18 protein-coding genes are annotated in these 26,144 nt (G+C 73.9%); 8 read left to right on the forward strand and 10 right to left on the reverse strand.

Translation table 11 applies throughout. The annotated features are described in order from the left end of the window. Window positions 1-125: 125 nt before the first annotated feature. Entirely contained in the window at window positions 126-1,802 is a 1,677-nt protein-coding gene (locus Pta02_RS16325; RefSeq protein ID WP_203875678.1) for a glycosyltransferase family 2 protein, read from the forward strand. A 52-nt stretch (window positions 1,803-1,854) separates the two neighbouring features. Here the strand turns inward: Pta02_RS16325 and Pta02_RS16330 are convergent, their stop codons facing one another. Together Pta02_RS16330 and Pta02_RS16335 are read right to left on the reverse strand one after the other, a co-directional pair. After that, entirely contained in the window at window positions 1,855-3,510 is a 1,656-nt protein-coding gene (locus tag Pta02_RS16330) for a glycosyltransferase family 2 protein (protein WP_203875679.1), read from the reverse strand. Next, window positions 3,507-4,598, reverse strand: coding sequence for a glycosyltransferase (locus Pta02_RS16335; RefSeq protein WP_203875680.1), 1,092 nt, complete (start codon window positions 4,596-4,598; stop codon window positions 3,507-3,509). The genes Pta02_RS16330 and Pta02_RS16335 overlap by 4 nt, the downstream gene beginning before the upstream one ends. A 340-nt stretch (window positions 4,599-4,938) precedes the next feature. On the opposite strand from Pta02_RS16335, the gene Pta02_RS16340 reads away from it, so the two are divergent. From Pta02_RS16340 to Pta02_RS16355, 4 genes are all read left to right on the forward strand, one after another. Beyond that, a complete protein-coding gene (locus Pta02_RS16340) occupies window positions 4,939-5,403 on the forward strand; it encodes a hypothetical protein (protein ID WP_203875681.1) in 465 nt (154 codons plus the stop codon). Window positions 5,404-5,489: 86 nt separating this feature from the next. Further along, window positions 5,490-7,229, forward strand: coding sequence for a glycosyltransferase family 2 protein (locus Pta02_RS16345; protein ID WP_203875682.1), 1,740 nt, complete (start codon window positions 5,490-5,492; stop codon window positions 7,227-7,229). Continuing rightward, window positions 7,229-9,169, forward strand: a complete 1,941-nt coding sequence (locus tag Pta02_RS16350) for a glycosyltransferase (protein ID WP_203875683.1) — start codon at window positions 7,229-7,231, stop codon at window positions 9,167-9,169. The genes Pta02_RS16345 and Pta02_RS16350 overlap by 1 nt, the downstream gene beginning before the upstream one ends. Next, entirely contained in the window at window positions 9,166-10,953 is a 1,788-nt protein-coding gene (locus tag Pta02_RS16355; RefSeq protein ID WP_203875684.1) for a glycosyltransferase, read from the forward strand. Before Pta02_RS16350 ends, Pta02_RS16355 begins: the two co-directional genes overlap by 4 nt. A 127-nt stretch (window positions 10,954-11,080) precedes the next feature. Here the strand turns inward: Pta02_RS16355 and Pta02_RS16360 are convergent, their stop codons facing one another. The 7 genes from Pta02_RS16360 to Pta02_RS16390 all read right to left on the reverse strand — a co-directional run bounded on the left by Pta02_RS16360 (window position 11,081) and on the right by Pta02_RS16390 (window position 19,970). Next, on the reverse strand, window positions 11,081-11,908 hold the full coding sequence (locus tag Pta02_RS16360) for a polysaccharide deacetylase family protein (protein ID WP_203875685.1): 828 nt from the start codon (window positions 11,906-11,908) through the stop codon (window positions 11,081-11,083). Next, the gene (locus Pta02_RS16365; protein WP_203875686.1) at window positions 11,905-13,404 is read right to left on the reverse strand and encodes a hypothetical protein; all 1,500 of its coding nucleotides are present in this window, start codon (window positions 13,402-13,404) and stop codon (window positions 11,905-11,907) included. Before Pta02_RS16365 ends, Pta02_RS16360 begins: the two co-directional genes overlap by 4 nt. A 238-nt stretch (window positions 13,405-13,642) precedes the next feature. Beyond that, window positions 13,643-14,953, reverse strand: coding sequence for a homoserine dehydrogenase (locus Pta02_RS16370; RefSeq protein WP_275423585.1), 1,311 nt, complete (start codon window positions 14,951-14,953; stop codon window positions 13,643-13,645). Further along, window positions 14,950-16,332, reverse strand: a complete 1,383-nt coding sequence (gene lysA / locus Pta02_RS16375; RefSeq protein ID WP_203875687.1) for a diaminopimelate decarboxylase — start codon at window positions 16,330-16,332, stop codon at window positions 14,950-14,952. Before lysA ends, Pta02_RS16370 begins: the two co-directional genes overlap by 4 nt. Before the next feature lie 177 nt (window positions 16,333-16,509). Then, the gene (locus Pta02_RS16380) at window positions 16,510-17,337 is read right to left on the reverse strand and encodes a neutral zinc metallopeptidase (RefSeq protein ID WP_203875688.1); all 828 of its coding nucleotides are present in this window, start codon (window positions 17,335-17,337) and stop codon (window positions 16,510-16,512) included. 33 nt (window positions 17,338-17,370) lie between these two features. Continuing rightward, window positions 17,371-18,036 (reverse strand): DALR anticodon-binding domain-containing protein, encoded by a 666-nt coding sequence (locus tag Pta02_RS16385; protein WP_203875689.1) that lies wholly within the window; start codon window positions 18,034-18,036, stop codon window positions 17,371-17,373. Window positions 18,037-18,062: 26 nt separating this feature from the next. Further along, window positions 18,063-19,970 (reverse strand): glycosyltransferase family protein, encoded by a 1,908-nt coding sequence (locus Pta02_RS16390; protein WP_203875690.1) that lies wholly within the window; start codon window positions 19,968-19,970, stop codon window positions 18,063-18,065. Window positions 19,971-20,042: 72 nt separating this feature from the next. Between Pta02_RS16390 and Pta02_RS16395 the strand changes: the two genes are divergently transcribed. Beyond that, window positions 20,043-21,737, forward strand: coding sequence for an adenine nucleotide alpha hydrolase family protein (locus Pta02_RS16395; RefSeq protein WP_203875691.1), 1,695 nt, complete (start codon window positions 20,043-20,045; stop codon window positions 21,735-21,737). Window positions 21,738-21,771: 34 nt separating this feature from the next. Here the strand turns inward: Pta02_RS16395 and srmL are convergent, their stop codons facing one another. Next, window positions 21,772-22,959, reverse strand: a complete 1,188-nt coding sequence (gene srmL / locus Pta02_RS16400; RefSeq protein ID WP_203875692.1) for a PheS-related mystery ligase SrmL — start codon at window positions 22,957-22,959, stop codon at window positions 21,772-21,774. A gap of 398 nt (window positions 22,960-23,357) precedes the next feature. On the opposite strand from srmL, the gene Pta02_RS16405 reads away from it, so the two are divergent. Together Pta02_RS16405 and Pta02_RS16410 are read left to right on the forward strand one after the other, a co-directional pair. Beyond that, window positions 23,358-24,113 carry an ABC transporter ATP-binding protein gene (locus Pta02_RS16405; RefSeq protein ID WP_203875693.1) on the forward strand — a complete coding sequence of 252 codons (756 nt, stop codon included), beginning with the start codon at window positions 23,358-23,360 and terminating at the stop codon, window positions 24,111-24,113. A gap of 109 nt (window positions 24,114-24,222) precedes the next feature. Next, complete coding sequence (locus Pta02_RS16410; RefSeq protein WP_203875694.1) at window positions 24,223-26,016, forward strand: hypothetical protein; 1,794 nt, start codon at window positions 24,223-24,225, stop codon at window positions 26,014-26,016. The last annotated feature ends 128 nt before the right edge of the window (window positions 26,017-26,144 follow it).

Genomic DNA, 26,144 nt, shown 5'->3' on the forward strand with positions numbered 1-26,144 from the left:
GTCCACCAGATGGACAGGCCGCGCGTCCTGTGTACAGGAAACGCTCAGCAACCGCAGGTAGGGTCGAGGGCTTGACAAGCGGGAACGCCGGCGACGGCACACCACCGGTAAAGGGGTACGGCATCATGACGGGCGGAGCGGCGAACGGCCTGCCGCCGATCCGGCACAACGACTACTCCCCCTTGCGACCGCCCGAAATAGGCGCCTGGGACCCGTCCCTCCCGGTCAGCGTGATCATCCCCGCGCACGGCGGGCAGCACCGGCTCGACCTGACCCTCGCCGCCCTGGCCGCGCAGACCTACCCGGATCACCTCATGGAGGTGATCGTGGTCGACGACGGCAGCCGGCCGCCGCTGCGCCTGCCGGAGATCGCCCCGACGGGCACCCGGATCGTCACCGCGGACCCCGGCGGCTGGGGCATCGCGCACGCGGTCAACACGGGGGCCGCCCTCGCCGGAGGCGACATCCTGCAGCGCCTGGACGCCGACATGGTCGTCTGCCGCGAGCACATCGAGGCGCTGGCGCGCTGGCACCACCTGGCCGAGCACCTGGTCGCCATCGGCGCGAAGAAGTTCGTCGAGGAGCCCCGGCTGACGCCCGAGCAGGTCCACGAGGCGGTGCGGACGGGCTCGCTGGAGGAGGTCTTCGACCTGTCGAAGGCGCTGCCCAGCTCCACCGAGCAGACGATCGCCCGCACCGACGGGCTGCGGGCCAGCCGCAACCCCTACCACGTGTGCACCGGGCCCACGGTGTCGATGCGGCGCGAGACCTTCCACGCCGTGGGCGGGATCGACCCGGAGGTGCTGCGGGGCGAGGACACCGAGTTCGCCTACCGGCTGGCCCAGCGCGGCGTGGTGTTCATCCCCGACATGGCGGCCGGGGCCGTGCACCTGGGGCTGCCCGCCCAGCGCCGCGACCGGCAGCGGGTCGTCCGCGCGGTCACCCCGTACCTGGCCCATCGGATCCCGCTCCGCCGGGACCTGCGCAAGGACCGGGGACGCCGCTGGCTGGTGCCGTACGCCGAGGTGGTCCTGCACGTGGGCGAGGCCGCCCAGGAGCAGGTGCGCGAGGCGGTCAACGCGGCGCTGGAGGGGTCGGTGACCGACGTGCTGGTCACCCTGGTCGCCCCCTGGTCGGAGCTGTCGCGGGGACGCCGGCCGGTGCTCGGCGACCCCGACTTCGAGCTGCGCCTGATGCGTGAGCACTTCGGCCACGACGAGCGGGTACGGCTGGCCGACGCGGTCTCCCCCACCCCGGCGCCGACGCCGTTCCGCTACACGGGGCCCGTCTCGGTCCCGCTGGGCCACGACTCCCTGGAGCGGATGATCTCCGCCGTGCAGGCGGACAGGTCGGGGCTCCTGGTCGTCGGCCTGCCCGGCGCGGGCCCGGCCACGCTGGAGCGCGCCGAGGCGGTGGGCCGTGCCCTGCTGCTCGGCGCCCGGGACCCCGGGGAGGTGGCCGCCTCGATCGAGGTCACCCACGGCGTACGGCACGGCGCGGCGAAGGAGTTCTGGCCCTCCGGCGCCATCGACGGAGTCACCGGCGGCGTCGGCGACGGCGGCGGCGACATCACCGGGACACCGCCGGAGGCCGCCCCCGCCGCGACCGCCGCCCCGGCGGGAACGGGTCACGCGCGGCCGGAGCCACGCCGCCCGGCCTCCGGCGACAGGTCCGCGCCGGACAAGCCCGCGCCCGGAGACCGCAGGCAGGGCAAGCCCGTCTCCGGGGATCGCAACCAGGTCAGGCCCGCGGCGCGCAGGTCCCTGCTCGCCAGGCTCCGCGACGGCCTGCGCGCCGACTGACGCGGGACGGCCGAGGCCGGGACCGCCGGGCGGGGACGGGGCCTCACGCCGGTCAGCGGCGGCGGATGATGGCCCGTTTCACCGAGGAGATCAGGCCGTCCTGGACGACCTTCCTGGCCGCCGCCAGTTCCTTGCGCAGTGTGCCGACCTCGCGCCTGAGCTCCACCGTGCTCTTGCGCCAGCGTCCGGCCTCCTCGCGCCACTTGCCCACCTGGCCGCGCAGCCGTTCGACCTCCTTGGTGAGGCGGACCACCTCGGCCTGCGCCTCGGTCCGGGCCCGGTAGGCGCCGCGGCGGCCGGTGATCGGCTGGGGCTCGGGGGTGAAGCCGTAGGCCTGGCCCTCCACCCACAGCGTGCCGAAGGTCTCCTCCACGGCGTCGTCGAGGTCCTCGCCCTCCCGCAGCACGATCGCCGCCCGGGCGAACGCGGCGGCGCGCTCCAGCCGGGCCGTCGTCACCCTCCGGCCCGGCCCCTCCGACAGCAGCACCGACACCAGGCCGTACCCGCCCTCCACGGCCAGGTCGAGCAGGCGGGCCAGGCTGTCCTCGCCGGGCACCCAGCCCGCGGGCAGCCTGAGGCGGTACGGCGCCGCGTTCCGGGTGAGGGGCTCCAGCCGTACCCGGGGCTCGTGGGCGTAGTGCCCGCGCACCAGGACCAGGTCGAGGTCGGGATTGGTCAGCGGCGCGCGGTCCTCGGTCCCGAGGTCGTCCCAGGGACCGGGGATCGTCACCGCGACGTCGGGGACGGTCCCCGCGAGCACCGCGTCCACGGTCGCGCGGATCTCGTCGTATCCCGGCCGGGAGCCGTCCGCCTCCTCCGATGGGCCCGCCGTCTCGACGACCACCTCCACGTACGGGACCTTCCACTGCCGGGCAGGGTGGGATCGCAGCCAGCGGTAGGAGGGGATCCGGTCGGCGACGAACGCGTGGCTGACCCGGTCGATGGGGGCCTTGCCGCGCATGCGCATGGTCGGGCCGAGGTGGAAGGCGCGCGAGAGCGGCTCGGGCACGAAGACCGCGCCCGCCTGGGCCAGCCGGTAGCCCATCTCGGTGTCCTGGCCGAGGATCAGGTCGGTGTCCATCGGCCCGGCCTGGGCCAGCAGCGCCGCGTTGACGGAGGTGGCGCCGCCGACGTGGAGGCTGAAGGCGCGGCCGGGGTTGTCGGTGAGGCCGTCGGTCCGCTCGATCAGGTCCACCAGCCAGGCGTGCGGCTCGGCGGGCTCGAAGAGCCCGGCCAGGTCGTCGGTGGCGGCGACCACCTCGGGGGTCGGCGGCTCCGCGGGGGTGAAGCGCAGGTATCCGGTCACCACGAGGTACGGCGCCGCGTGGTGCCAGCGCATGTGGGCCTCGACCGAGCGGCGGTCCAGGACCACGTCGGAGTCCAGCCAGTGCACGACGTCGCCGCCCGCCTCGGCCAGCCCGGCGTTGCGGGCGTGCGCCCGGCCCGGGACCGGGCAGACGACCAGCCGGGTGTGCGGCGGGCGGATCCCGGGCAGGCGCAGCGGCGGCTCGCTGCCGTTGTCCACCACGATGACCTCGGTGAGGTCGGCGGGATAGCTCTGCCCGGCCAGTCCCGCCAGCGTCAGGTCGAGCTTGCGCTGGTCGCCGTAGGCCGGCACGACCACGCTGACCCGCAACGACGGCGTCCATGCGCCCAGTTCGGGCGGGGTGAGGGTGCGGTAGTCGTTGCCCACGATCCGTGCTGTCATGACATTTCCAGAATCAGGCTGGGGCGGAATCCCCGCCACTGGTTCGACGCGACACGCAGGAAATGCGCCAGGGAGAGCCGCCAGGTGTGCTCGGCGCTCACCGAGCGGCGCAGCACGTATCCCAGGCCGTGGGTCCGGTAGACGCGCGCCCCCGCGCCGTGGGCGGCCTTCAGGAAGGCCGCGTCGACCCCCGCGGGCAGGCCGGGGAACCCACCGGTCTCCCGGAACCCGTCGCGGTCCAGCAGGATCGTCCCCCCGGCCACGTGGTCGGACCAGACCTCGCTGGTGTAGTCGGTGCGCCGGACGGTGACGTTCAGCGGCTCCAGGTAGAAGAACTCGGCCGCCGTGCCCACGATGTCCGCCCCGCTGTAGGAGCGGGCGAGCAGGAGGTCGGACAGGTGCTCGGGGCCGTACCAGTCGTCGTCGTCCCATTTGGCGAGGTGGTCGCCGCTCGCGCGGGCCGCCGCGAGGTTGAGCACCTCCCCGAACGGCGTGTCGGCCCCGGCCTCGACCACCGTGACCGGCAGCGGGCAGTCCGCGACCGCCCGGCGCACCGCCTCGTGGCCGGCGGGGACGCCGTGCAGGCCCAGCAGGACCTCGACCTCCACCCCGCGCTGCCGGGCGATCTGCGCGAGCGCCGGTTCCAGCAGGTGCGGGCGCATGCTGGACATCACGACGCTGACCGCGGGCGTGCCCGGCCCTCCTCCCGGCGTGGGAGCCCCGGGTGTGAGCGCGCGGCGTCCGAGGCCGTGACGGCGCAGCCGTACGCTGTGCTCCTCGCGGCGCAGGGCGGCCGTGCAGCGCGGCGTGTCGCGCGGGGTCCCGGCGAGCCAGGCGCCGTCGGACAGGAGTTTGGCGAGTTCGGGATCGGCGCCGGTGACCCAGCCGGGGACGTGCGGCGCGTGCATCGGCACCCCGGCCGCGGCGAGGTCGAGCACCCCGGTCAGGTCCACGGCGTCCTCGGGCAGGTGGACGCGCAGCCCGCGCCGTGTCCTCAGCGCGGCGAGAGAGTCATCCTCGACGGTCCATCCACCGTGTCCCCAGCGCAGGTCGCCGGTGTCCCCGGACGCGATTCTCAGGAAACCCACAGGTTCCAGCCCGGCCCCCGGGGAGCCGAGATCGGCGACAGCTGCCATAGAGGTCGTTTCCCACCTGATTCCTCCGCCGGGGCGGTTCTCACCGCATGCAGGGACACCTTAACCAAGGTCCGGCAATCTCCAGGTCAGAGATACGCGGACCGCATCGTTCGCCGTTCCCTCACCGCCGGAACTCTTTCGATCTTCCTAGGGAACTCTCAGCAATCACGCAGAACTCATATAGTTCTAAACGTTACATTTAACGATGTATCCGCATCCGGGCAGTGGATAAGCCCCGACCTGTCCCCCGTCGGCGGGTGAAGACGAGACAGCACGAAAGGTAACTACACGGATGCCAACGCCCCGACAACTGGTGCTCCCGGCCGCCGCCGCCGGACTCCTGGCTCTGGTCGCTCTGGCGGCGCTGGTGGGCACCGGCGCCGTTTCCGTGACGGTCGCCGTGCTGTTCGGCATGATCGTGCTCCTGCTCGGCCTCCAGGTGCTCGTGGTCGCCGGGATCCGCAGGGCCGACGGCAAGGTCCTGCGGCTCGACGCCAGGGTCAAGCGCTGCGAGGCCGGTATCACGCAGGTCGCCGCGGCCGCCGAGCGGCTCGACACCCGGCTCGGGGAGATCGCCGAGCTGCTGAACCAGGACCGCCTGCGCCGCGACGAGGACCTGAACGCCGTGCTGGCCTCCCTCGGGGAGGAGCGGCTCCACGCGATGTCCCTGCGGCAGGAGATGAGGGAGCTGGCCGAAGGCCTGATGCCCCGCCTGGCCGCCGTCGAGGCGCGGACCTCCTCCGAGACCGGGACATGACGGGGGGCCAGGGCACGGCAGGGGACCGGGACACGACGCCGGGCCGGGACACGACGCCGGGCCGGGACACGGCACGGGAGCAGGGCATGACACCGGACCGGGACACGCCGGAGGCCGACCCGCTCCCCGGACCTCTACCGGCCTCCCCCGCCTCCCTCACCTGGCCGCCGGCCTCCCGTTCCTGCGCGGAGCCCTCGCCCGAGGCGCGGATCCGGCACAACGACTACGGGCCGCTGCGGCCCGCGGCCCTCGGCGGCTGGCGGCCCCGGCTGACGGTCAGCGTGGTGATCCCCGCCTACGACTGCCAGGACGCGCTGGACCGCACGCTCGCCGGGCTGGCCGCGCAGAGCTATCCCGCCGCCCTGACCGAGGTGGTCGTCGCCGACGACGGCAGCTCCCCCGAACTGCGCGTTCCCGGCCTCGCGCCCGCCCGCACCCGGATCGTGCGGGTGCCGCGGGGCCGGTGGGGACGGGGCTGGGCCCGCCAGACCGGCGCGGACGCCGCGCGGGGCGACGTCGTGCACTGGATCGACTCCGACATGGTCCTCGACCGGGAGCACCTCGAGGCGCACATGCGCTGGCACCACCTCGCCTCCTACGCGGTCGTGCTCGGCGACGTCCTGTTCACCCCCGACGGACCGGCCCCCTCCGCCCGGGAGATCTTCACCGCGGTCGGCGCGGGCACCGCGGCCGGCCTGTTCGACGAGACGGTCCCGCACGCCTACCGGGTGGGCGTGCTGGAGGAGACCCGGGGACTGCGCGAGGCCGGGGCGGGCGCCTACCGCCTGCACTCCGGCGCCACCGCCTCGGTGCCGGCCGCCCTGCTGCGGGCGGCGGGAGGGGTGAACACCGACCTCACCATGGGTGAGGACACCGATCTCGGATACCGGCTGGCCCAGGCGGGCGCGGTCTTCGTGCCCGACCCGCAGGCCCGCAGCTGGCATCTCGGCTCCTCCACCGTCATGCGCCGGGAGAAGGAGGTGCACCGGCACAACTGGTCCCTGCTGCCCGACCTCATCCCGGATCTGCGCTGGCTGCGGACCCACCCGCGCAGGAGCTGGCTGGTGCCGTACGTCGAGGTGGTCGTGGACGCCCGAGGCGCCTCCTACGAGGACGTCCGCGCGAGCGTGGACGCCGCGCTCGCCGGGACCCTGGCCGACGTCGCCGTCACCGTGCTGGGCCCCTGGCGGGACCTCACCTCCGGACGCCATCCCTCCCTCGACGACCCGATGCTGGACCTGCGGCTGGTCCGCAACTTCTACGCCCACGAGCCGCGGGTGCGCCTGGCCGGGGAGCTCACGGCGACCTCCGCTCCCGCGCCGTTCCGGCTGACCTGCCCGGCCGGGCGGGTCCTGGCCGCCGACAGCCTCGCCGAGCTGGTACGGCTGGCCGAGCGGGAGGGGTACGGCCTGTTGAGCGTGGTGCTCGGCGAGGGCCCCGACGGGATCGAGGCCATGCGGCTGGAGCGCGCCGCCGCCTTCGCCAGGGCCGCGCTGGTGGACGGCGCGCCGGTGGACGACGTGCACAGGACCGGCGCGCCGGACGACACCGTGCACGAGCTGTTCGGCTCGTTCTGGGTGAGCGCGGAGGAGTTCGGCGTGACGACCGCCGAGGAGGCGGAGCCCGCCGCCGGCGACCCCGCGAAGTGGCGGGCCAGCTCGGCGAAGTGGCGGCGGGAGGCCGAGGCCCTGCGCGGCGAGGCCGAGACGCTCCGCGCCGAGGTCGAGAGCCTGCGGGCCGAACTGGAGCGGGTGGAGGGCGAGCGCTCACGCGGCCACCTGCGGGAGATCATCTCCGCGGCCGTGCGGCAGAGGAGGACGGGCTGATGCCTCACCTGACCGATCTCGTCCGCGCCGCGGTGGAGCGCAACCCGGGACGGCGCGTGCTGGTCTACTGCGCCGGTCTCGAAACGCTCGACGAGCTGGAGGCGGCCGCCGGGGCCGGGCGCTGCCGGGTCCTGGACCTGGACGGCGACCTGACCGACGCGCCCTCCCCCGAGGAGAGCGTCGCCGAGGTGCTGCTGCTGGCCCAGACGCCGACCGACGTCCGCCGGGCCGCCAGCATGCAGGCGCTGCTCCCCTCGGCCTCGCGGACCACCGTCGCGGTCGCGGAGACGCCCCACTGGTACACCGCGCCGGTCCTGTCGCCCACCCCCGCCCACCGCTGGCGCGCCCTGACCGAGCTGCGGGTGCACCGCACCGGCGCGTCCACGTGGGTGGTGGACGCGCGCTTCTCCAAGCCCACGCCCGCGGGCCGTACCCTGGCCGCCACGGCCAGGGCCTTCGCCGGATATCGGCTGGACGTCGTCGCGGCGCCGGTGGCCGGGCTGGCGGGCCCGGGGGCCGCGCACTGGCGGCCCGGCGACCCGAACGCCGCCCCGGCCGACGTCGCCGGGCCCGTCCCCGACCGGTTCGGCGCGCGCGGCGGCGACCTGGTGCTGCGCACCACCGACAGCGACCCGGAGCCCTGGGAGGGCGAGGAGATCCCGGTGGAGCGGCCGCTGGCCGAGCTGGTCAGCTGGGAGCGGCTGGGCCGTCCCGGCGGGGAGGAGATCTTCAGGAACGGGCTGGCCGACCTGTCCGATCCCCGGGCCGTACCGCCGGTGGACGACCGCTCGGTCAACCCCATGGGCTTCCTCACCGTGCCCGCGCTGGGCATGGCCGACCTCTCCCTCGACTCCGACCGGTGGGCGATCACCTGCGAGGGCCGCACGCTCACCCGGTTCGCCGCCTCCGGGTGCGTCACCGACGTCGACGTCAGCCGGATCAGGCGGGTCCGCGGAGTGCGCGTGGACTGGGGGCGCAGCCACACCGGCCCCGTCGCCGCGCTGCGCGTCGTCACCGGGCTGGCCGCCGCGGGCGTCCCCCTGATCTGCGACGCCGTGCCCGCCTGGGCGGGCGCGCTCGGCGAGGAGCTGACCCGGCTGCTGACCTCGGTGCCGGAGACCGGCCTCGCCGACGACCTGGAGCGGGAGGAGCACAGCGTCCGGCTGCGGCGCGAGGCTCTGCGCACCCACGGCGTGCGGACCCGCTGGGAGCAGTTCGGCGCGCCCTCCGCGCCCGCCCCGCTGACCTCGGTGCTGCTGGCCACCCGCCGCCCGGAGATGGTGCGCTTCGCGCTGGAGCAGGTGGGCAGGCAGCGCGGCGCCGAGCTGGAGGTGATCCTCGCCCTGCACGGCGTGCCCGCCGGTCACCCGGAGGTGGCCTCGGCGCTGGCCTCCTTCGACCGGCCGGTCACCGTGTTCGAGGCCGAGGGGCGCACGGTGTTCGGCGCGGTGCTCAACGAGGCCGCCGCCAGGGCCTCGGGGTCGTACCTGCTGAAGATGGACGACGACGACTGGTACGGCCCGGACTTCCTGTCCGACCTGATCCTCGCGCACTCCTACTCGGGGGCCGAGGTCGTGGGGACGGTCCCGGAGTTCGTCTATCTCGCCTCGATCGGCGTGACGGTCCACCGGGAGCAGATCACCGAGCAGATCACCAACTTCATCGCCGGAGGGACGATCTTCGCCGAGCGCTCGGCGTTCGAGGCGGTGGGCGGCTTCCGGCCGCTGCCGGGCACCATCGACGCCCAGTTCCAGCACGCCGTACAGGCCGCCGGCGGGCAGATCTACCGCACGCACGGCCTGGGCTACATCCTGCGGCGCGGCAACGTGACGAGCCACACCTGGCGTGAGCCGATCGGCACGTTCCTGCGGCGCAACAAGCGCCAGTGGCGCGGCTTCCGGCCGAACGCCCTGATGGAGCTCCCCGTGGAGGCCTCATGAGCGAGCCCCGCATCCCCGGCAACGACTACGGGGTGCTGGAGCCGCCTCCGCTCGGCGGATGGGAGCCGCGGCTGCCGGTGAGCGTGGTGATCCCCGCCAGGGGAGGTCAGGAGAAGCTCGACCTCCTCCTGGCCGCGCTGGCCGCGCAGTCCTACCCGGACCACCTGATGGAGGTGGTCGTCGTGGACGACGGCAGCACGCCGCCGCTGCGCATCCCCGAGATCGCGCCCGAACGCACCCGCCTGGTCCCCACCGCCCCCGGCGGCTGGGGCATCGCCTGGGCCCTGCGGTCCGGTACGGCGGTCGCGGACGGCGAGGTCGTCCACCGGATGGACGCCGACATCGTCCCCTACCGCGACCACGTCGAGGCGCACATGCGCTGGCACCACCTGGCAGGCTATCTGGTGGTCACGGGCACGCTGCGGTTCACCGCCGCGGGCGGCCCCCCGTCCGCCGGCGCCCGGAACACCGTCACCGGGGCCCTGCCCATGCCCGCCGAGGTCCGCACCGCCGTCGCCAAGGACGGGGCCGGGTCCCTGTTCGACCCCGACCCCGAGCACGGGCACGACTGGATCGACCGGCTCGTCGCCGAGCACCGCGGCTTCCGCGACGCGCCCGGCGCGCTCCTGCACCGCGTCCACGTCGGCGCGACGGTCTCGGCCCGCGCCCGTCTGCTGCGGGAGGCGGGCGGGTACGACACCTCCCTGGTGCTGGGCGAGGACACCGACCTGGGCTACCGGCTGACCCAGGCGGGCGGGGTGTTCGTCCCCGAAACCGGGGCCCTGGCCTGGCACCTGGGGACGACCACGGCGATGCGCCGCGGCGTCGAGGTCCGGCGCTACACCGCCCCGCTCGTCGCCGACCGGATCCCCTACCGGCGCCACCTGCGCACGGACCCGGGCCGCCAGTGGCTGGTGCCGTACGTCGAGGTGGTCGTGGACGCCCGTGACGCCTCGTTCGAGGACGTGCGCGCGAGCGTGGACGGGGCGCTGGCGAGCACCCTGCCCGACGTCCGGGTCACCGTGACCGGCCCGTGGTCGTCGCTCACCGACGAGCGCCGGGCCCCGCTCGACGATCCCCTGCTCGACCTGCGGCTGCTGCGGGCCCAGTACGCCCATGACGGCCGCGTCGTCTTCGCCGAGGCACCGGCTGCGCCCCCGGCCTCTTCCGTCCATGCGCCCCCGGTGTCCGGCGGCTCCCAGCCGGCCCCCGCTCCCGCGCCGTTCCGCCTGCTGTGCCCGGCGGGCTGGGTCCCGGGGGCCGCCTCGATCCAGTCGCTGGTCGAGCGGGCCGAGCAGGACGGGGCCGGGCTGCTGCTCGTCGCCCTGGACGAGGACGAGTCCGGGGTGATCTCGGCCCGGCTGGAGCGGACCGCCGCCGCGGCCAGGGCGGAGCTGGTCGCCCGTGACGGCGAGTCCTCCGACGACGTGATCGCCGAGCTGTACGGCGTGACCTGGCTGGACGGCGAGTCGTGGAAGTTCCGCCCGGCGGCCAGGGCCTATCCCTCCTGGGCGTCCAACCGCAACCGCGAGGCCGCCCGGTGGCGCGCCGAGGCCGAGTCCCGCGGCAAGGAGCTCGAACGCGCCCGCCGCCAGGTCGCCGCGCTCAAGGCCGAGATGAAGGAGCTGCGCGCCGCCGCGACCAAGGGGCAGCGCGACGCGGACCGGTGGCGGGACAAGGCCGAGCAGCGTCGCAAGGAGGCGGTCGCCCTCCAGGCGGCGGCCCGGCGCTCCCTGCTGCGGCGGGCCGGCAACCGCCTCCGCCGCCTGCAGAACGGCTCCTGACCGGGCCGGACCCCGCAGGATTGTGCGGGTCCGCTCCACGGCTTCCGAGCGGCCGGGTCCCGCAGGGCTGTGCGGGTCCGGTCTGCGGCTCCCGGCCGGTCGGCGCGCGGGCGGCTCCCGGCGCGGGTCAGCCCTTGGGCATCGGGCGCAGCGGGCCGCCGATCGCCTCGGCCATGGTCCTGACCACCGTGCCGCGGCTCTTCCTGGAGGCAAGCCAGTCGAGGAACTCCTCCACGTCCCCGGGCGAGTTCGAGTACCAGCCGCAGCCGGCGCAGACACGGTGGAAGACGAGCGGGATCAGGCCGCCGGTCTTCTCGGCGTTCAGCACCAGCTGCCTCATCTGCCGCACCTGCGTCTCCTCCGTGAAGGAGCCCGGCGAGCGGATCCCCCAGCGGTCGGCCGGCGGCAGGCTCTCGGCGGGAGGACAGCCGGGACAGTTCCACTGCCTGATGCCGCCCACCACGCGGGCCGCGTTGTACCCGCACGACTTCGCCGTCCGCTTGGCGTCGGCGTCCACCGACCCGAAGGGGTAGGCCAGGGTGGTGACCCGGTAGCCCATCTTCATCAGGGCGCGGCGGTCGTCGCAGATCTGCGTGCGCTGCTGGTCCGGCAGGAGCTCGGTGAGGCGGCTGTGGTTCAGCGTGTGGCCGCCGATCTCGTGACCGGCCTTGGCGATGGCCGCCAGCTCGCGGGTGGTCAGCTTCTCCTCGTCCCCGAGCGTGGCGCTGTTGACGTAGAAGGTGCCCCGCATGCCGCGTTTCTGGAGCATGCGCGCGACCGCCAGGTGCGTGGCGTCACCGTCGTCGAAGGTCAGGACCACGATCGTCCGCGGTTTCTTCGGCTTCTTCGGCGCCTCGGTCTCCGCCCGGGCCGGGGCGCCCAGCGGGAGGAGGAGTGCGGCCAGGGCCAGTACCGCCGAAATCCAGGCCGCGCGGGGGAAAGTCGCGGTCTTCACCGTGCCATGTCCTTTCGGGTGATGTAGGCGGTCCATAGGGGTTCGCCATTTTTTTCACGCAGAACGTACCTCTGCCAGCCCGCCATGGCCGCCGGTGGTTCCTTTTTGGTAAGGAGAACGAAGACCCGGCCGGGCTCGGCCGCCGCCATCCGCGCCTCCAGCGAGTCGCCGGGGTCGGTGAGGTTGAGGGTGTCGCAGCGGGAGACGAAGGTCATGGCGGGGTCGACGAGGTCGTCCACCATCGTGCAGGGCGGCCGCACGCCCCGCTTGGCCATGTCCCTGACCACCTGGGCGTTGTAGCCGCGCTGCCTGTCCTGCTGACCGGCCAGCTCCACCAGGACGGTCATCTGCACCGCGGTGTGCGCCAGCAGCGCCACGGCGACCGCGCCCGCCGCCACCCGGGAGGCCCGGCGCGCGACGAGCCAGACCAGGAACTCGGCCGCAGGGACGGCCAGGAGGGCGTAGGCGGGCAGCAGGAAGCGGGGCGCCCCGTAGTCCACCAGCAGCAGGTACGGCACCGCCACGCTGAAACCGGTGACGGCCGCCACGACGGCGGCCGGGACGCCGGGGGCCGACGGCGCGGAGACGGGTTCCCGGGAGGCGGGATCGTGGGAGACGGGGTCCCGGGAGACGGACCTCAGGGAGACGATCGCACCGGCGAGGGCGAGGACGGGCAGGACCACCCACCACGCCGCCGGCCACGGATCCTCCAGGGGGATCGTGCAGGGCCGGCAGAACACCGGGCCGTTGGCCGTCTTGAACTGGTGCAGGAATCCCGGGGAGAGCGCCAGGCCTCCCTGTACCTCACCCGCCGCGCGCCAGCGCGACAGCGGGTCGCCGTAGGAGACGTAGGCCTCGATGATCCACGGGACGAACCCCGCGACCACCCCGGCCGACGTCACCGCGGCGAGCTTGACGCGCCGCCGCAGCAGGCTCACCGCCGCCAGCGGCAGGGCCAGCCACAGGGCGTCGCCCGGCCGCAGCACCGCCACCGCGGCGACGGAGGCTCCCAGCCCGGCCAGGGCCGCCCGGGCGGGTCCGCCCCGCAGGGCGAGCAGCAGGCAGCCGGCCGCCGCCGTACACCCGAAGGCCACGTAGAGGTTGGGCATGACCTGCGTGCCGTACAGCAGGGTGGTCCACAGCCCGCCGAACAGCGCCGCCGACAGCACCAGGACGCTCCGGCGCAGCAGGAAGGCCCAGGGCAGGAAGGCCAGATAGAAGCCGATCCCGGACAGCAGGGTCATCCACAGGCGGATGAGTACCGGGTCCCGGGTGAAGTAGACGACCGGTGCGACCAGCCAGACGATCCCCCGGGCCCGGGGGGCGCTGAAGACCGCGTCGGGGACGCCGGGCGCGACCTGGCTGGCGTAGACGGCCTCGTCCCACTCCAGCGGCATGCCGTACGGCAGCACGGCCGGCTGCACCGCGACGTAGACGATCGCGATCAGCGCGAGGAGGACGGCGGGGTTTCTCGGCAGTCGGGGGACCAAGTGCACAGAAAACCACCATACCGACATATCCACCGACCGCGCCGCCCGTCACCCCGGCCCGTTGCGTCACTTCAGGCCCGTACGGCACGGGCCCGAAGCGGGTCCGGACGAGTAGGTCCCGGGCTGAGAGGGGGTACGGCGATGCGTGCCGAGTGACGGGCTCGCCCACGGGCGGGCGGCGCCCGGCCCGCCGCGCACCGCCGTACCCGCTCTCGACCTCGGGGCCTGCTCCTCCGGGAGGCCGCTAGGAGGCGTCCTCGCCCTCGACGCGCATGACGCTCACCACGTCGCGCACGATGTCCAGCTCCCGCAGGCCGTCGATGGTCGCCGACAGCGCGGCGTCGCTGGCACGGTGGGTGACCAGGACGAGCTGGGCGTCGGCGCCGAGCCCCTCCTGGCGGACCGTCTGGATGGAGACGTCCTGCTTGGCGAACATGTCGGCGACCCGGGCGAGCACGCCCGGCTTGTCGGCGACGTCGAGGGAGACGTGATAGCGGGTCACCGTCTCGCCCACCGGGTGGACGGTCAGGTCGGCGTAGGTCGACTCCTCGGGGCCGCGCGTGCCGGCCAGGCGGTTGCGGGCCACGGCCACGATGTCGCCCAGCACCGCGCTCGCCGTCGGGGCGCCGCCGGCGCCGGCGCCGTAGAACATCAGCTGCCCGGCGGACTCGGCCTCGACGAAGACCGCGTTGTAGGCCTCGCGGACGCCGGCCAGCGGGTGCGTCCTGGGGATCATCGCCGGGTGCACCCGCACGCCGAAGGAACGGCCGTCCTCCGAGCGCGCGCAGATCGCCAGCAGCTTGATGACGTAGCCCATGGCCTTGGCGCTGGCCACGTCCGTCGCGGTGATCTCGGTGATCCCCTCGCGGTGCACGTCGGCGGCCGTCACCCGGCTGTGGAAGGCGATCCCGGCCAGGATCGCGGCCTTGGCCGCGGCGTCGAAGCCCTCGACGTCGGCGGTGGGGTCGGCCTCGGCGTAGCCCAGCGCCTGCGCCTCCTCCAGCGCGTCGGAGAAGGAGGCCCCGGAGGAGTCCATCTTGTCGAGGATGTAGTTGGTGGTGCCGTTGACGATGCCGAGCACCCGGTGCACGTGGTCCCCGGCCAGGGACTCGCGCAGCGGCCTGATCAGCGGGATCGCACCGGCGACGGCGGCCTCGAAGTACAGGTCCACGGAGTTGTCGCGGGCGGCGCGGTGGATCGTCGCGCCGTCCTCGGCGAGCAGGGCCTTGTTGGCGGTGACGACCGACTTGCCGCTGTTCATCGCGGCCAGGATGAGCGAGCGGGCGGGCTCGATGCCGCCGATCACCTCGACGACGATGTCGACGTCGTCGCGCGTCACCAGCGCCTCGGCGTCGGTGGTGATCAGCTCGGGGTCCACGTCGACGTCACGGGCCCGGCCGGGGCGCCGTACGGCCACGCCCGCCAGCTCCAGCGGGGCCCCGACCCGGGCGGCGAGATCGTCGGCCTGCTCCCGCATCAGCCGGATCACCTGGGAGCCGACGACGCCGCAGCCGAGGAGCGCGACGCGCAGCTTCTTGCCTGGGGTCTGTTTCACAGCTGCCCTCTCAACAGGTCATCCTCGGTCTCCCGCCGGACGATCACACGGGACTCCCCGTCCTTGACCGCGACCACGGCGGGCTTGGGAAGGTAGTTGTAGTTGTTGGCGAGCGAGCGGCAGTAGGCGCCGGTGCCCGCGACGGCGATCAGGTCGCCGGTGGCCAGGTCCTGCGGCAGCCACAGGTCCCGGACCACCATGTCGCCGCTCTCGCAGTGCTTGCCGACCATGCGCGAGAGCATCGGCCCGGCGTCGCTCTCACGGGAGGCCAGGCGCGCGGTGTAGTCGGCGCCGTACAGGGCGGTGCGGATGTTGTCGCTCATGCCGCCGTCGACGCTGACGTAGGTGCGCAGGCCCTCCACGTCCTTGATCGTGCCGACCTCGTAGAGCGTCACGCCCGCGATCCCGGCGATGGACCGGCCGGGCTCGACGGTCAGCCTGGGGACCGGCAGGCCCGCGGACTCGGCCACCCTGGTGACGATCTCGCGCAGGCTGTCGGCGATCTCCTTGACGTCGAGCGTCTCGTCGCCCTCGACGTAGGCGATGCCGTACCCGCCGCCGAGGTCGAGCTCGGGCAGGACGACGTCGTGCTCCTCCTTGATCTGCACCATGAGCTTGGCCAGGCGGCCGGCGGCCACCTCGAACCCGGCCGTGTCGGTGATCTGCGACCCGATGTGGGAGTGCAGGCCGACCAGCTCCAGCTGGGGCAGGGCCAGGATCCTGCGGGCGGCCTCGGCCGCCGCCCCGCTGTTCAGCGAGAGACCGAACTTCTGGTCGTCGTGGGCGGTGGCGATGAACTCGTGGGTGTGCGCCTCCACGCCCACCGTCACGCGGATCATGACCTTGGGCCGCTTGCCGTGCCTGTCGGCCAGGAAGCCGAGCCGGGCGATCTCCTCGAAGGAGTCGACCACGATGTGCCCGACGCCGGCCTCGACGGCCCGCTCCAGCTCGGCGGGCGACTTGTTGTTGCCGTGCATGGTGATGCGCTCGGGCGGGAAGCCGACGCTGAGCGCCACGGCGAGCTCGCCGGCGCTGCACACGTCGAGGCCCAGGCCCTCCTGCATGATCCAGCGGGCGACCTCGCGGCAGAGGAAGGCCTTGCCCGCGTAGTGGACCTCGCCGTCGGCGAACGCGGCGCGGTAGTCGCGGCAGCGGGAGCGGAAGTCCTCCTCGTCCACGACGTAGAGGGGCGTGCCGTGCTCGGCCACCAGGTCTCTGACGTCCACGCCGCCGATCGTTATCGAGCCGCCGACGCGGCCCGACGTTCGGGGCCAGATCGTCGGGTCGAGGGTGTTCAGGTCGGCGGGTGCGTGCGGAGGCCGGTCCTCTGGCAGCACTTCGGCGTGGCGGTCACCGGCGGGGTGGACGAATCGACTCACCCAAAGGAGGCTATCGGACCCGCTGATCCCCGTGGGACGGGTGACCAACTGGCGAGACGGAATCACCCCGCAGCACGCGAACTTTTCACCTTTCGCACCCAATCGACCGGATATTTTGGCGTTTCATAGAGGCCGGACGATCAGGACACCTCGCCGCCGGACGCCCTCCACCACTCATCAGGACACCTCGCCGTCGGGCGCCTTCCACGTGTTGCAGGATCCGACCGTGCCGCCCTTCTGCCCGCGCAGCATCCACCGGGCGCCCGCGCCCTCCGAGCCGTGCGACTCCCGCCGGGCCGCGGCCTCCTCCTCCACCGCGTCGTCCACCGCGCGGGCCAGGGACCGGCGCAGGTCGTTGAGCAGGTACGGCTGGATGTCGCGCAGCGCGGCCGCCGCCAGGCAGTCGGCCTGCAGCTCCAGGCGCCGCGACCACGCCTCGTCGAAGACCTCCGAGCCCTCCCTGCCGGAGATGCCGATGAGCTCCTGGACGTGGTGGGCGTACTCATGAGCGAGGGTGAACATCATCGGGAAGACCTCGCGCCCCTCGGGGGCGTCCTCGACCAGGACGTTGACGCTCCGCTCCTGCCCGCAGTAGATCCCCGCCCAGTCGAAGTCCTCGGTCCCGCAGGCCGCCTCCTCCGGGGTGGCGACCAGCCGGACCTCCTCCGGCTTCTCGTACTCGATCCCGGCCGGCTCCAGCGCGGCCGCCCACATCCGGTCCAGGCAGCGCGCCAGCGCGTTCAGCGTCGCGTCGGCGTCGGCGTCGAAGTCCTCCGGCAGGCCGTCGCACCGGCCGCCGAGCGGGCCCGCCTCCTCGTAGACGTGACTGGCGGCCACGGCCGAGCGGGCCGAACCCGGCGCCGTCCCGATCACGTCCCGCAGGTCGTGGCGCAGGTAGAACACCCCGCCGCCGATGATCGCGAAGGCCAGGGCGATCGGCAGGATCCGGCGGATCACACCGCGCCGCGGCGACCCTTCGGGCGACCAGTCCCGCGGACCGTTCACTCGATCTCCAAACGCCGGTTTTCTAGAGGTTTGTCACAATCTATCGGGTGCCACCGCACCGACGGCCGCCATCGCCTCGGCCAGGACGTCCCGTACGGCCCGCGCCAGCCGTACCCGGGCCACGTGCAGCGGCGACGGCTCCTCCCCGCCCGACGGCAGCGCCGGGGCCCGCTCGAACGCGTCGTGGTAGGCCAGGGCGAGCTGCTCGGCGTAGGAGGCCCATCCGGGATCGCGGCCCGCCCTGCGGCCGGGCGCCTCCGCCAGCAGCCGCAGCACAGCCCTGTCCCGTTCGCCGTCCAGCAGCTCCGGCCTGAACCGCCCGGCCACGCCCAGCTCCCGCGCCCAGCGCTGTACGGCGACCGCCCTGGCGTGCGCGTACCCGACGACGAAGCCGGGGTTGTCCCAGGTGCCGGGGGTGAACGACCACGGCGGCCCGCCCTCGGCCTCCGGCGGCCGGACCGGAGCCGGGCCGATCTCCTCGACCAGCTCCCCCGGCACGGCCACCACGATCTCCAGGAAGCCGTTGGCCCGGACCCGCACCTCCGCCACCCCCGGCAGCGCGCGCAGCCGCCCGGCCAGCTCCCCGGGCGGTTCGCCCCGCCGCAGCGCGGCCGGGGAGACGTAGAGCGCCTCGGCGGCCCACGTACCCTGCGGGGTCGGCGGCATCCCGAGGATCCCGCCGAGCCGTCCGGGCGTCACCTCCGGGCCGTCCCGTCCGTCCGCGCCTACACGAAGGCGTGCGGCCCGGCCGGGCCGTAGTCGACGAGCAGCGCCGAACCCAGCAGCCAGCGGTCGCGGTCGCGCAGGCGGACGTAGCCGTAGCGGTCGGCGGAGAAGACCTTGATCCCGTCGGTACGGCACTGCCGCATCAGCACCTCGTCCCAGCCCTCGGAGACGTCGGCGAACCCGATGGAGCGCAGCACGGTCCTGCGCGCCAGGAGGGTGGCCCCGGCGACCTCGGGAAGGTAGGAGTACTCCGCGTCGGGCTGGCGCAGCACGGTCGCGGCCACGTCGCGCAGGTGCGCGAAGTAGGCGGCCTTGCCGACGATGTCGGCCGTGGTGAACAGGAAGGCCCGCGACAGGTCGGTCAGATAGTGCTCGCCGTAGGCGTCCTGACCGTCCATGACCGCCACCAGATCGCCCTCGCACAGGTCCAGCGCCCGGTTGAGCACGGCCCCGGTGCTGAGCTCCGGATCCGTCCCGCGGACCACGACGTCCACGTGATCGGGCAGCGCCGCGCGGGCCCGCTTCTCGGCGTCCTCGGCGTCCGACAGCAGCACCAGCTGCACGACGCCCTTCTGCGGGGCGACCTGGGCCAGGGTGTGGTCGAGGTCCCCCCGGTCGATCATGATCACCGAGATGTTCAGCGTCGCGCGGGCGCTGGGCAGGCCGATCGCCTCCAGCAGCTCGTCGGCCTTCTGCGTCATCGTCCCCGAGGCGTAGGCCTGCCGGAGGGCGACGTGGGCCCGGCGCTCGTCGGGCTCGGTGCCGATCGGCGTGCCGCAGGCGGCCAGTTCGGCCATCCGCCACGGCTCGGTGCCCGGCGGGCAGTCCACCGACTTGGGCCAGCGGTAGGAGGTGAGCACGTCCGGATACGACAGGTGCGCGGGCAGGAGCTCCTCCAGGGTGAGCACCCGGTCGAACCTGTCACCGCCCAGCGGCAGCGGGTTGTGCACGCGCGGCTGGATCGCGAAGGGCAGCAGGCCCAGCGAGGGCTCACGGCGGCCCGGACCCGGCTCCCCCTGCGCCAGTGCCGCGCCCCAGGCGGCGACCGAGGAGGGCAGGGCGGTGACGATGTGCTCGAACAGCGAGGCCGCCGCGGCGAAATCACCCACCTGGCCCTTGGTGTGCCAGAAGACCGTCCGGATGCCCCGCTCCGCGCACCACGCCAGAAGGGCCCGCAGGCCCTCCCCCCGCTCCTTCAGCTCCGCGGCCCACGGCCCCTCGGTGACCGACTCGACCAGCAGCAGGTGCGGCACCTCGGCGGCCAGCACGCGGGCGAAGTCCTTCGGTGTGAAACCGGTGGTCTGGCGCCACTCATAACGCAGCAGCGCCTCGGCGTGCGGCTCGGCGACGACCGCCGAGGTCAGGTGCGGGCGGGTGTTCGGCCCGGTGGGCACCCGGAACGGCTTGAGCTTGACCGACACGCCGCCGACCGTCCGGGTCGACGTGGTGGCCTGGAAGGCCGCGCCCGGCACCGACTTGGCCTCGGCCTTCGTCTGCGGGACGGGCTGGCGCTTGGGCGCGCTGGGCCGCTTGGCCGGCTTGGCGGCGCCGCGCAGACCGCGCGCCAGCCGTACCGGATTGCTCTTGCCCGTCTTGATCGCGTCGCCCAGCCGCGACCAGCGCGCCACCTGCACCGACGACAGCTTCCACCGCGCCACCTCGGTCTGGTAGCGCTGCTCGGCCAGGTCCTTGCGGAGCCTGGCCTCGACCTCCTGGGCGGCGGCCAGGCGCTCCTCGACCTCGTCCAGCCGCTCGCGGACCCCGCCCAGTTCCTCGGCCGCACGCTCGGCCTCGGCGAGCCTCGCCTGTGCCGCGTCGAGAAGCCTGGCCAGCTCGGCCGCCCGCTCCGCATGGGCCACGGCCTCACGCAACGCCTGCCGCGTGCTCTCGAGTTGCTCGCCCGCCACGTCGTCCTCCGATTCACGAACTGGGACCGAAGGATACCCTTTGGTCAATCGCGACACAGAGGAGTCAGCACGGTGCAGTGGCCGACGTTCAATGTGAGGCCGTACGTCTGCGGCGGCCTGGGTCACCTGGACGAGGGCGTCCTCGCCATGCTGCAGGCGTCGGGGCCCAAGGTACGGCCCGCGGTGCGGACCTCCGAGGCGGCGCTGTTCAGCTCCGCTCCGCTGCCGCCGTACGCCAGGGGCCGCGGGAACGGTCCGGAGGGTGATTCCGCGGGCGGCGGTGAGACGTGGGCGTTCTCCTGGGGGGAGCGCCGGCCGGCCGGGGTCGCGCCGTGGATCACCGTGGCGGAGACCTACGAGACGCCGGGGCTGATCGACGACGGCGACACCGTCACGCTGCACGCGGGCGGGCTCGGCCTGATCGACGTCTACTATCTGGTCTCCGGTGACGCGGTCTACTTCTCCTCGCTGCTGGAGCCGCTGCTCTCCCTGGCGGAGCGGCCCCACGACGTCAACTGGGACGCCTGGGCCGCGATCGTCCAGCTCACCTTCCCGCTCCGCGACGACACGCCGTACACGGAGGTCAGGAGGCTGGCCGGGGCCAGTGCGCTGGTGTGGGACAAGCGGACGGGCCGGTTGTCGACCGACCGGCGGCTGCCCCGCTGGCTGCGTGAGGAGCCCTTCGAGGCCGGGCGCAGCGCCGGGGAGATCCTGGAGATCCTGCACGAGGTCTACAAGGAGTTCGACGGCCGGCCGCTGCTGGTGCCGGTCAGCGGCGGCTACGACTCGCGGCTGCTGTGCTCGGTGGCCGTGGCCCGCGGCGCGGACGTGGAGTCGTGGACGACCAGCCCGGACGACGGCACCGACACCGACATCGCCTTCGCCAAGGCGATCACCCGCGAGCTCGGGGTGCGGCACCGCGTGATCGGCCAGGATCCGGCGGCCTATCCGGACGACGCCCTGGCCGTGGCCCGGCGGCTGGAGTACATGACTCCGCACCACGCCTGGTACGCCCCGTTCGCCCGTGAGGTGCACAAGGCCGGGCGGGTCCTGATCGACGGCCTGGCGGGCGGCCCGCTGCTGAAGAACTTCATGGTCAGCGGGGCCGCGCTGACCGCCTCCACGCAGGCCGAGCGCAAGGCCGCGCTGCTCGGCTCGCTCGCGCTGGGCGCCCCGTCGGTGCCGTTCCTGTCGGAGCCGGCCGCCGAGTGGATCGCCTCCTCGGTGAGCACGGCCTTCGCCCAGGCCACCTCCATGCTCAACGGCCACCGGGCCGAGCTGCCCCTGTCGGTCCTGCACACCCGTACCGCCCGGGGCATCGCCCGCTCGGCCGTCAACCTGGTCGGCCCCGAGGCCTCGTTCGCGGCGCCGTTCATGCACCCGGACTTCTTCGACGCCGCCCTCTCGGTGGGCGTGACCCGCAAGGACGGCGGGAAGTTCTACCGCGAGGTGCTGCACGCGGCCAACCCGCGCGTGGCGGCGCTTCCGTCCACGAACGTGGTCAAGCAGCCGCTGCAGCGGGTCCCGCTGCGCTCGGCCGCCGCCCCGGCCCGGGCCTACGGCCACGCGATGCTGACCCGGGTCGCGGCCACGGTGCCGTCCCTGCTGTCGGAGCAGCTGCACGCGGTGGTCGCCGAGGGCCCGGACGCCCTGGCCCGGTTCAACGGCTGGAACGACCGGTTCTGGGTCCGGAGCCTGGTGCTGTTCGGCGCCTGGCTCGGCGACTACGAGGACCGCCTGTCCGACCTCACCCCGCCCTGGGCCTGATCGCCACCGCCGGTGACGGCGACCGCGAGCAGGGTCAGCTCGTCCCGGGCGGCCGGGGGCCGGCCCACTGGTGGACGCCTCCCCGGTGCACGGCCGCGTAGATGCGATCGCGTACGGCGTTCGCCTCGTCGTCGGCCAGGGTTCGGGCGGGGTCGCGCAGGACGACGCGCAGCAGCACGTTCTTCTGGCCGGGTCGCGCTCCGAGACGGTCGACCGCGGACGGGGGCAGGTCCTCGACCGGTGTCTCGGCGACGACGCGGATCTCCTCGATCGCCCCGGCGTAGGAGCCGAGAGCGTCACGCACCGCGCCGCCCAGCGTCTCGGCGTCGGCCTCGGCGGGTACGGCCACCGACAGGTCGCGGGATATCGCCGGATGCCTGGACACCGGCCGGTAGGGGGCGAGGTCGAGCATCTGACCGGCGATCCGGGAGTCCGCCGCCCTCAGCATGCGGATGTCGGGGATCCGCTTGCGCACCATCAGCAACCGGTCCAGCCCGAGTCCCATGGCCAGGCCGCTGACGGAGGGGGGCAGTCCCGCCCCCGCCAGGACCCGGGGGGCGGCCAGCCCGCACTCGCCGACCTCGACCCACTCCTCCCCGACCAGGACGTCGATCTGGCGTCCGTGCTCGGTGTAGGGGTGCACCGCCGGGACGGCCCGGTACGGTGCCCCGGGAAGGACCGAGCCCACGACGACGGCGATCATCTCGTCGAGGTCGTCGACGCCCGTCCGCCGGTCCGCGACGATGCGCCAGAGATCGATCTGGTGCGGTGTGCCGGTGTGGATCCGGTCGACGACGTCGCGCCGGTAGACCATCCCGGGACAGGCCAGCAGCACATCGCGCCAGGGGCGGCCCCCGCCGTCGGCGGTCCGGCCCGCCAGTTCGCGCAGAGCCGGGGGGATCATGGCGCTGGTGTGGCTGCGCAGCATGCAGGTCCGGCTGACGTAGCGGGTGTAACGGGCGTCGCGGGAGATGGCGTCCTGCGGGTAGCCCAGCCGTTCGTAGTTGTCCTCGACGGCCACCAGCGGATGATCCCGTATCAACCGGACCTGGCCGCCCCAGGAGGCCCGCAGGGCCCGTACGAGGATGTCGACGATCAGCTGAACGGCGTGCGCCCCGTGGGCGGGGTCGCTCAGGTCGCGGACGGCCAGCGCGCGGGCGAGCTCATCGGCGCCGAGCGCGTCCGGGCGGGAGGAGACAGGGGAGGCAGAGATGGAGGGCATGACGATTCCGATCGGTTCGCAGCGGACGGGAGGTCTCCCCCGGCCGGCCCGCCGCCGGGCACCGATGCGGACGCCGCCTTCCAGATCAGGTCAGAGCACGCCGTTTCGCCCCAGCGGCCGGCATAGCCAGCCGGGGGCGGATAAATCGCCGGACTCCCAACATGCGGGGATCGTAACACCCGGGTATCGCTCCAGACCTTCCCTTTTCTGCCCGCGATCGCCCCTGCGCTCCGTACGAAGCACTCCACAAGAAACGACGCCGACCGCGTACCCGTCGGTAACCCCGTGCCCGGCGGGGAACCCCTGGACGCCGGGGCGCGACGCATGATCGAATCTTCGGGGTCGCCCGGGCTCCCGCATGCGGCCGTTGTTCTGCACGCGCGACTCGGGGAATCTCCATGACACCGGCCTTAGAGATCATCGGCCTTTCCAAGACCTTCGGTGAGAAGGTCGCCGTCGACCATGTGGACCTGGCCGTGCCCCAGGGTTCGTTCTACGGGCTGGTCGGCCAGAACGGGGCCGGCAAGACCACGACCCTGTCCATGGCCGTCGGCCTGCTGCGTCCCGACGGCGGGTCCGCGCGGATCTTCGGGGCGGACGTCTGGTCCGACCCCTCGGGGGCCAAGTCGCTGGTCGGCGTGCTGCCCGACGGCATGGCCATGCCCGAGCGGCTGACCGGGCGCGAGGTGCTCACCTACCTCGGCCTGCTGCGCGGACTGTCCAAGGAGATCGTGGCCGAGCGCGCCGAGGAGCTGCTGTCGGTGCTGGAGCTCGACGAGGCGGAGAAGACCCTCGTCATCGAGTACTCCACCGGCATGCGCAAGAAGATCGGGCTGGCCATCGCGCTGCTGCACGCCCCGCGGCTGCTCGTGCTCGACGAGCCCTTCGAGGCCGTCGACCCCGTCTCGGCGGCCACGATCAAGACCATCCTGCGGGGGTTCGTGGCGGGGGGCGGGTCCATCGTGCTGTCCAGCCACGTCATGGCCCTGGTCGAGCAGCTCTGCGACCACGTCGGCGTGATCGACAAGGGCCGGGTGGCCGCCGCCGGGACGCTGGAGCAGGTCCGGGGCGGGCGTTCCCTGGAGGACACCTTCGTCGGGCTGGTCGGGTCGGCCGACACGGGGACGAAGGAGCTGTCGTGGCTGTCGCGCTGACCGCGTCCGGCGTCGCGGCTGTCACGCTGACCGCGTCCGGCGTCGGCGTCGGCGTCGGCGGAACCGTCACGGCGCCCCGGGCCGGAGCGGGGCGGTCCTCGTGACCTCCATGACGACCGTGCTCGGGACCATGGCCGGCATGAAGCTGGCCGTACTGCGTCACTCGATGAGCGGCCAGAAGGCCGGTCTCGTCGCCACCGGCGGCGTGCTGGGGCTCGTCCTGGCGGGCGGCACCCTGTTCACCGCCTTCCAGGGCGGCGACCTGCTGGCCGCGGCCTACGCGGTCTGGATGCTCGGCTGGATCCTCGGCCCGGTCTTCTCCGGAGGCGGCGACGAGACCCTGCGACCGGAGTACTTCACCCTGCTCGGCCTCCCGCCGCGCCGCCTGGCCGCCGGGCTGCTGGCCGGGGCCTTCGTCGGGGTCGCGCCCGCGGTCAACCTGCTCGCCCTGACCGGTCTGGTGGTCTTCGGGGTACGGCAGAGCCCGGCCGCCGCGCTGGTGGCGCTCCCCGCGATGATCCTGCAGCTGGCGATCTTCGTTCTGCTGTCGAGGGTCGCGGTGGCCGCCCTGGGCATCGCCCTGCGCTCGCGCCTGGGCGCGATCGGCACCGGCCTGGTCAACGGCGCGATCCTGGCCGCTCTCGGCCAGGTGTGGGTCTTCGCCATCGCCCTGGGACAGACGGGCGGGATCACCCCCGGCGCGTCGGCGGTCCTGCGCTATCTGCCCTCCGGGTGGGGGCTGGCCGCGGTCGAGGGGGCGGGCACCGGACGCTGGGACCGTACGGGCCTGGCGCTGGGCGCGATGGCGGTGCTCGTCGCGCTGCTGCTGGCCGCCTGGGCCGCCCTGCTCACCCGGCGCGCGAGCGCGGCCAGGGCCTCCGCCCGCGGCCGGCGTCCCATGACGGCCTCGACCGCCTCCGGCGCCGTGGTGGCCAAGGAACTGCGCACCTGGTCGCGCGACCTGGTCCGGACCCACCAGCTGACCTTCGCCCTGGCCTACGGCGTGTTCTTCGCCGCCGCCCCGCTGCTGCTGGGCCTGGACGTCATGCTGGCCTGGGCCGGTCCGGTCGCCGTCCTGATGGCCGCCGCCATGACGGCCGGCGTCTACGCCGTCGACGGCACCGCGCTCTGGCTCACCCTGATGGTCCCGGCCGCCGCCGACGTGCGGGGCAGGCAGCGGGCCTGGCTGCTGGTCGTGGGCCCGCCGGTCGTGGCGCTGAGCCTGGCCCTGACCGCCGTGACCGGCGGTCCCTGGCCCCCGGTGCTCGCGGTCACGGCCGCGCTGCTCGGCGGCGGAGCCGGGATCGTGCCGCTCATCTCGGTCTACGCGCTGGTCCCCGGCACCGACCCGCACCGGCGCGGCGGCAACCCGCTGCGCGTCAGCGAGGACGACGGCGCGCTGACCGGCATGGCCTACGCCGTACTGGCCCTGGTGGCGCTCACCGGGGCCCCGGCCGCGGTGGTGGCCGTGATGTACGGCTGGCCGGGAGTGGCCGTCGGCGTGGCGACCGGCGTCCTGTGCTGGTGGGGGTTCGGGCTGCTGGCCCAGCGGCGGCTGCACGGCCGCGGTCCCGAGCTGCTGCAGATGATGCGCACGGGCAAGCGCCCCCCGTCCGGGCAGGGCGGCTGGGTGCGGATCGACGAGCTGCCGAAGCGCGAGCAGATCATCACGGCCGTCTGCTGGTCGGTCGGGGCGATCCCGCTGTTCCCGCAGGGCATCGTGGCCGGTTTCCTCAAGGCGCAGGAGTCCGAGACCCGCAGCTGGTTCCTGGCGCTCCACCTGCCCGAGGCGTTCCAGTGGCCGGTGATCGTCTTCATGGTCCTGCTCGGCCTGGGGATCTACGGTCTGGGCCTGTGGATTCCCTACCGCCACCGCCGGCGCGCCGTACCCGAGGCGTCCTGAGGCGCGCCCCCCGCGAATCCGCGGCCGCCGGAGGGCGTCGCGCGGGGTGCCGCGTGCGTATGAACTGGATATGAGGGAGCGATTACGCGTAACACCAGGGGGATCTTGCGGATTCCGTTCCCCGGGCA

Source organism: Paraplanobispora takensis (genome assembly GCF_016863195.1).
Lineage (GTDB): Bacteria > Actinomycetota > Actinomycetes > Streptosporangiales > Streptosporangiaceae > Planobispora > Planobispora takensis.

Excerpts from the sequence above, each read along its gene's own strand:
- Pta02_RS16325 (WP_203875678.1), top strand. The coding sequence starts at position 126 with ATGACGGGCGGAGCGGCGAACGGCCTGCCGCCGATCCGGCACAACGAC.
- Pta02_RS16330 (WP_203875679.1), bottom strand. The coding sequence starts at position 3,510 with ATGACAGCACGGATCGTGGGCAACGACTACCGCACCCTCACCCCGCCC.
- Pta02_RS16340 (WP_203875681.1), top strand. The coding sequence starts at position 4,939 with ATGCCAACGCCCCGACAACTGGTGCTCCCGGCCGCCGCCGCCGGACTC.
- Pta02_RS16345 (WP_203875682.1), top strand. The coding sequence starts at position 5,490 with ATGACACCGGACCGGGACACGCCGGAGGCCGACCCGCTCCCCGGACCT.
- Pta02_RS16350 (WP_203875683.1), top strand. The coding sequence starts at position 7,229 with ATGCCTCACCTGACCGATCTCGTCCGCGCCGCGGTGGAGCGCAACCCG.
- Pta02_RS16355 (WP_203875684.1), top strand. The coding sequence starts at position 9,166 with ATGAGCGAGCCCCGCATCCCCGGCAACGACTACGGGGTGCTGGAGCCG.
- srmL (WP_203875692.1), bottom strand. The coding sequence starts at position 22,959 with ATGCCCTCCATCTCTGCCTCCCCTGTCTCCTCCCGCCCGGACGCGCTC.
- Pta02_RS16405 (WP_203875693.1), top strand. The coding sequence starts at position 23,358 with ATGACACCGGCCTTAGAGATCATCGGCCTTTCCAAGACCTTCGGTGAG.
- Pta02_RS16410 (WP_203875694.1), top strand. The coding sequence starts at position 24,223 with ATGACGACCGTGCTCGGGACCATGGCCGGCATGAAGCTGGCCGTACTG.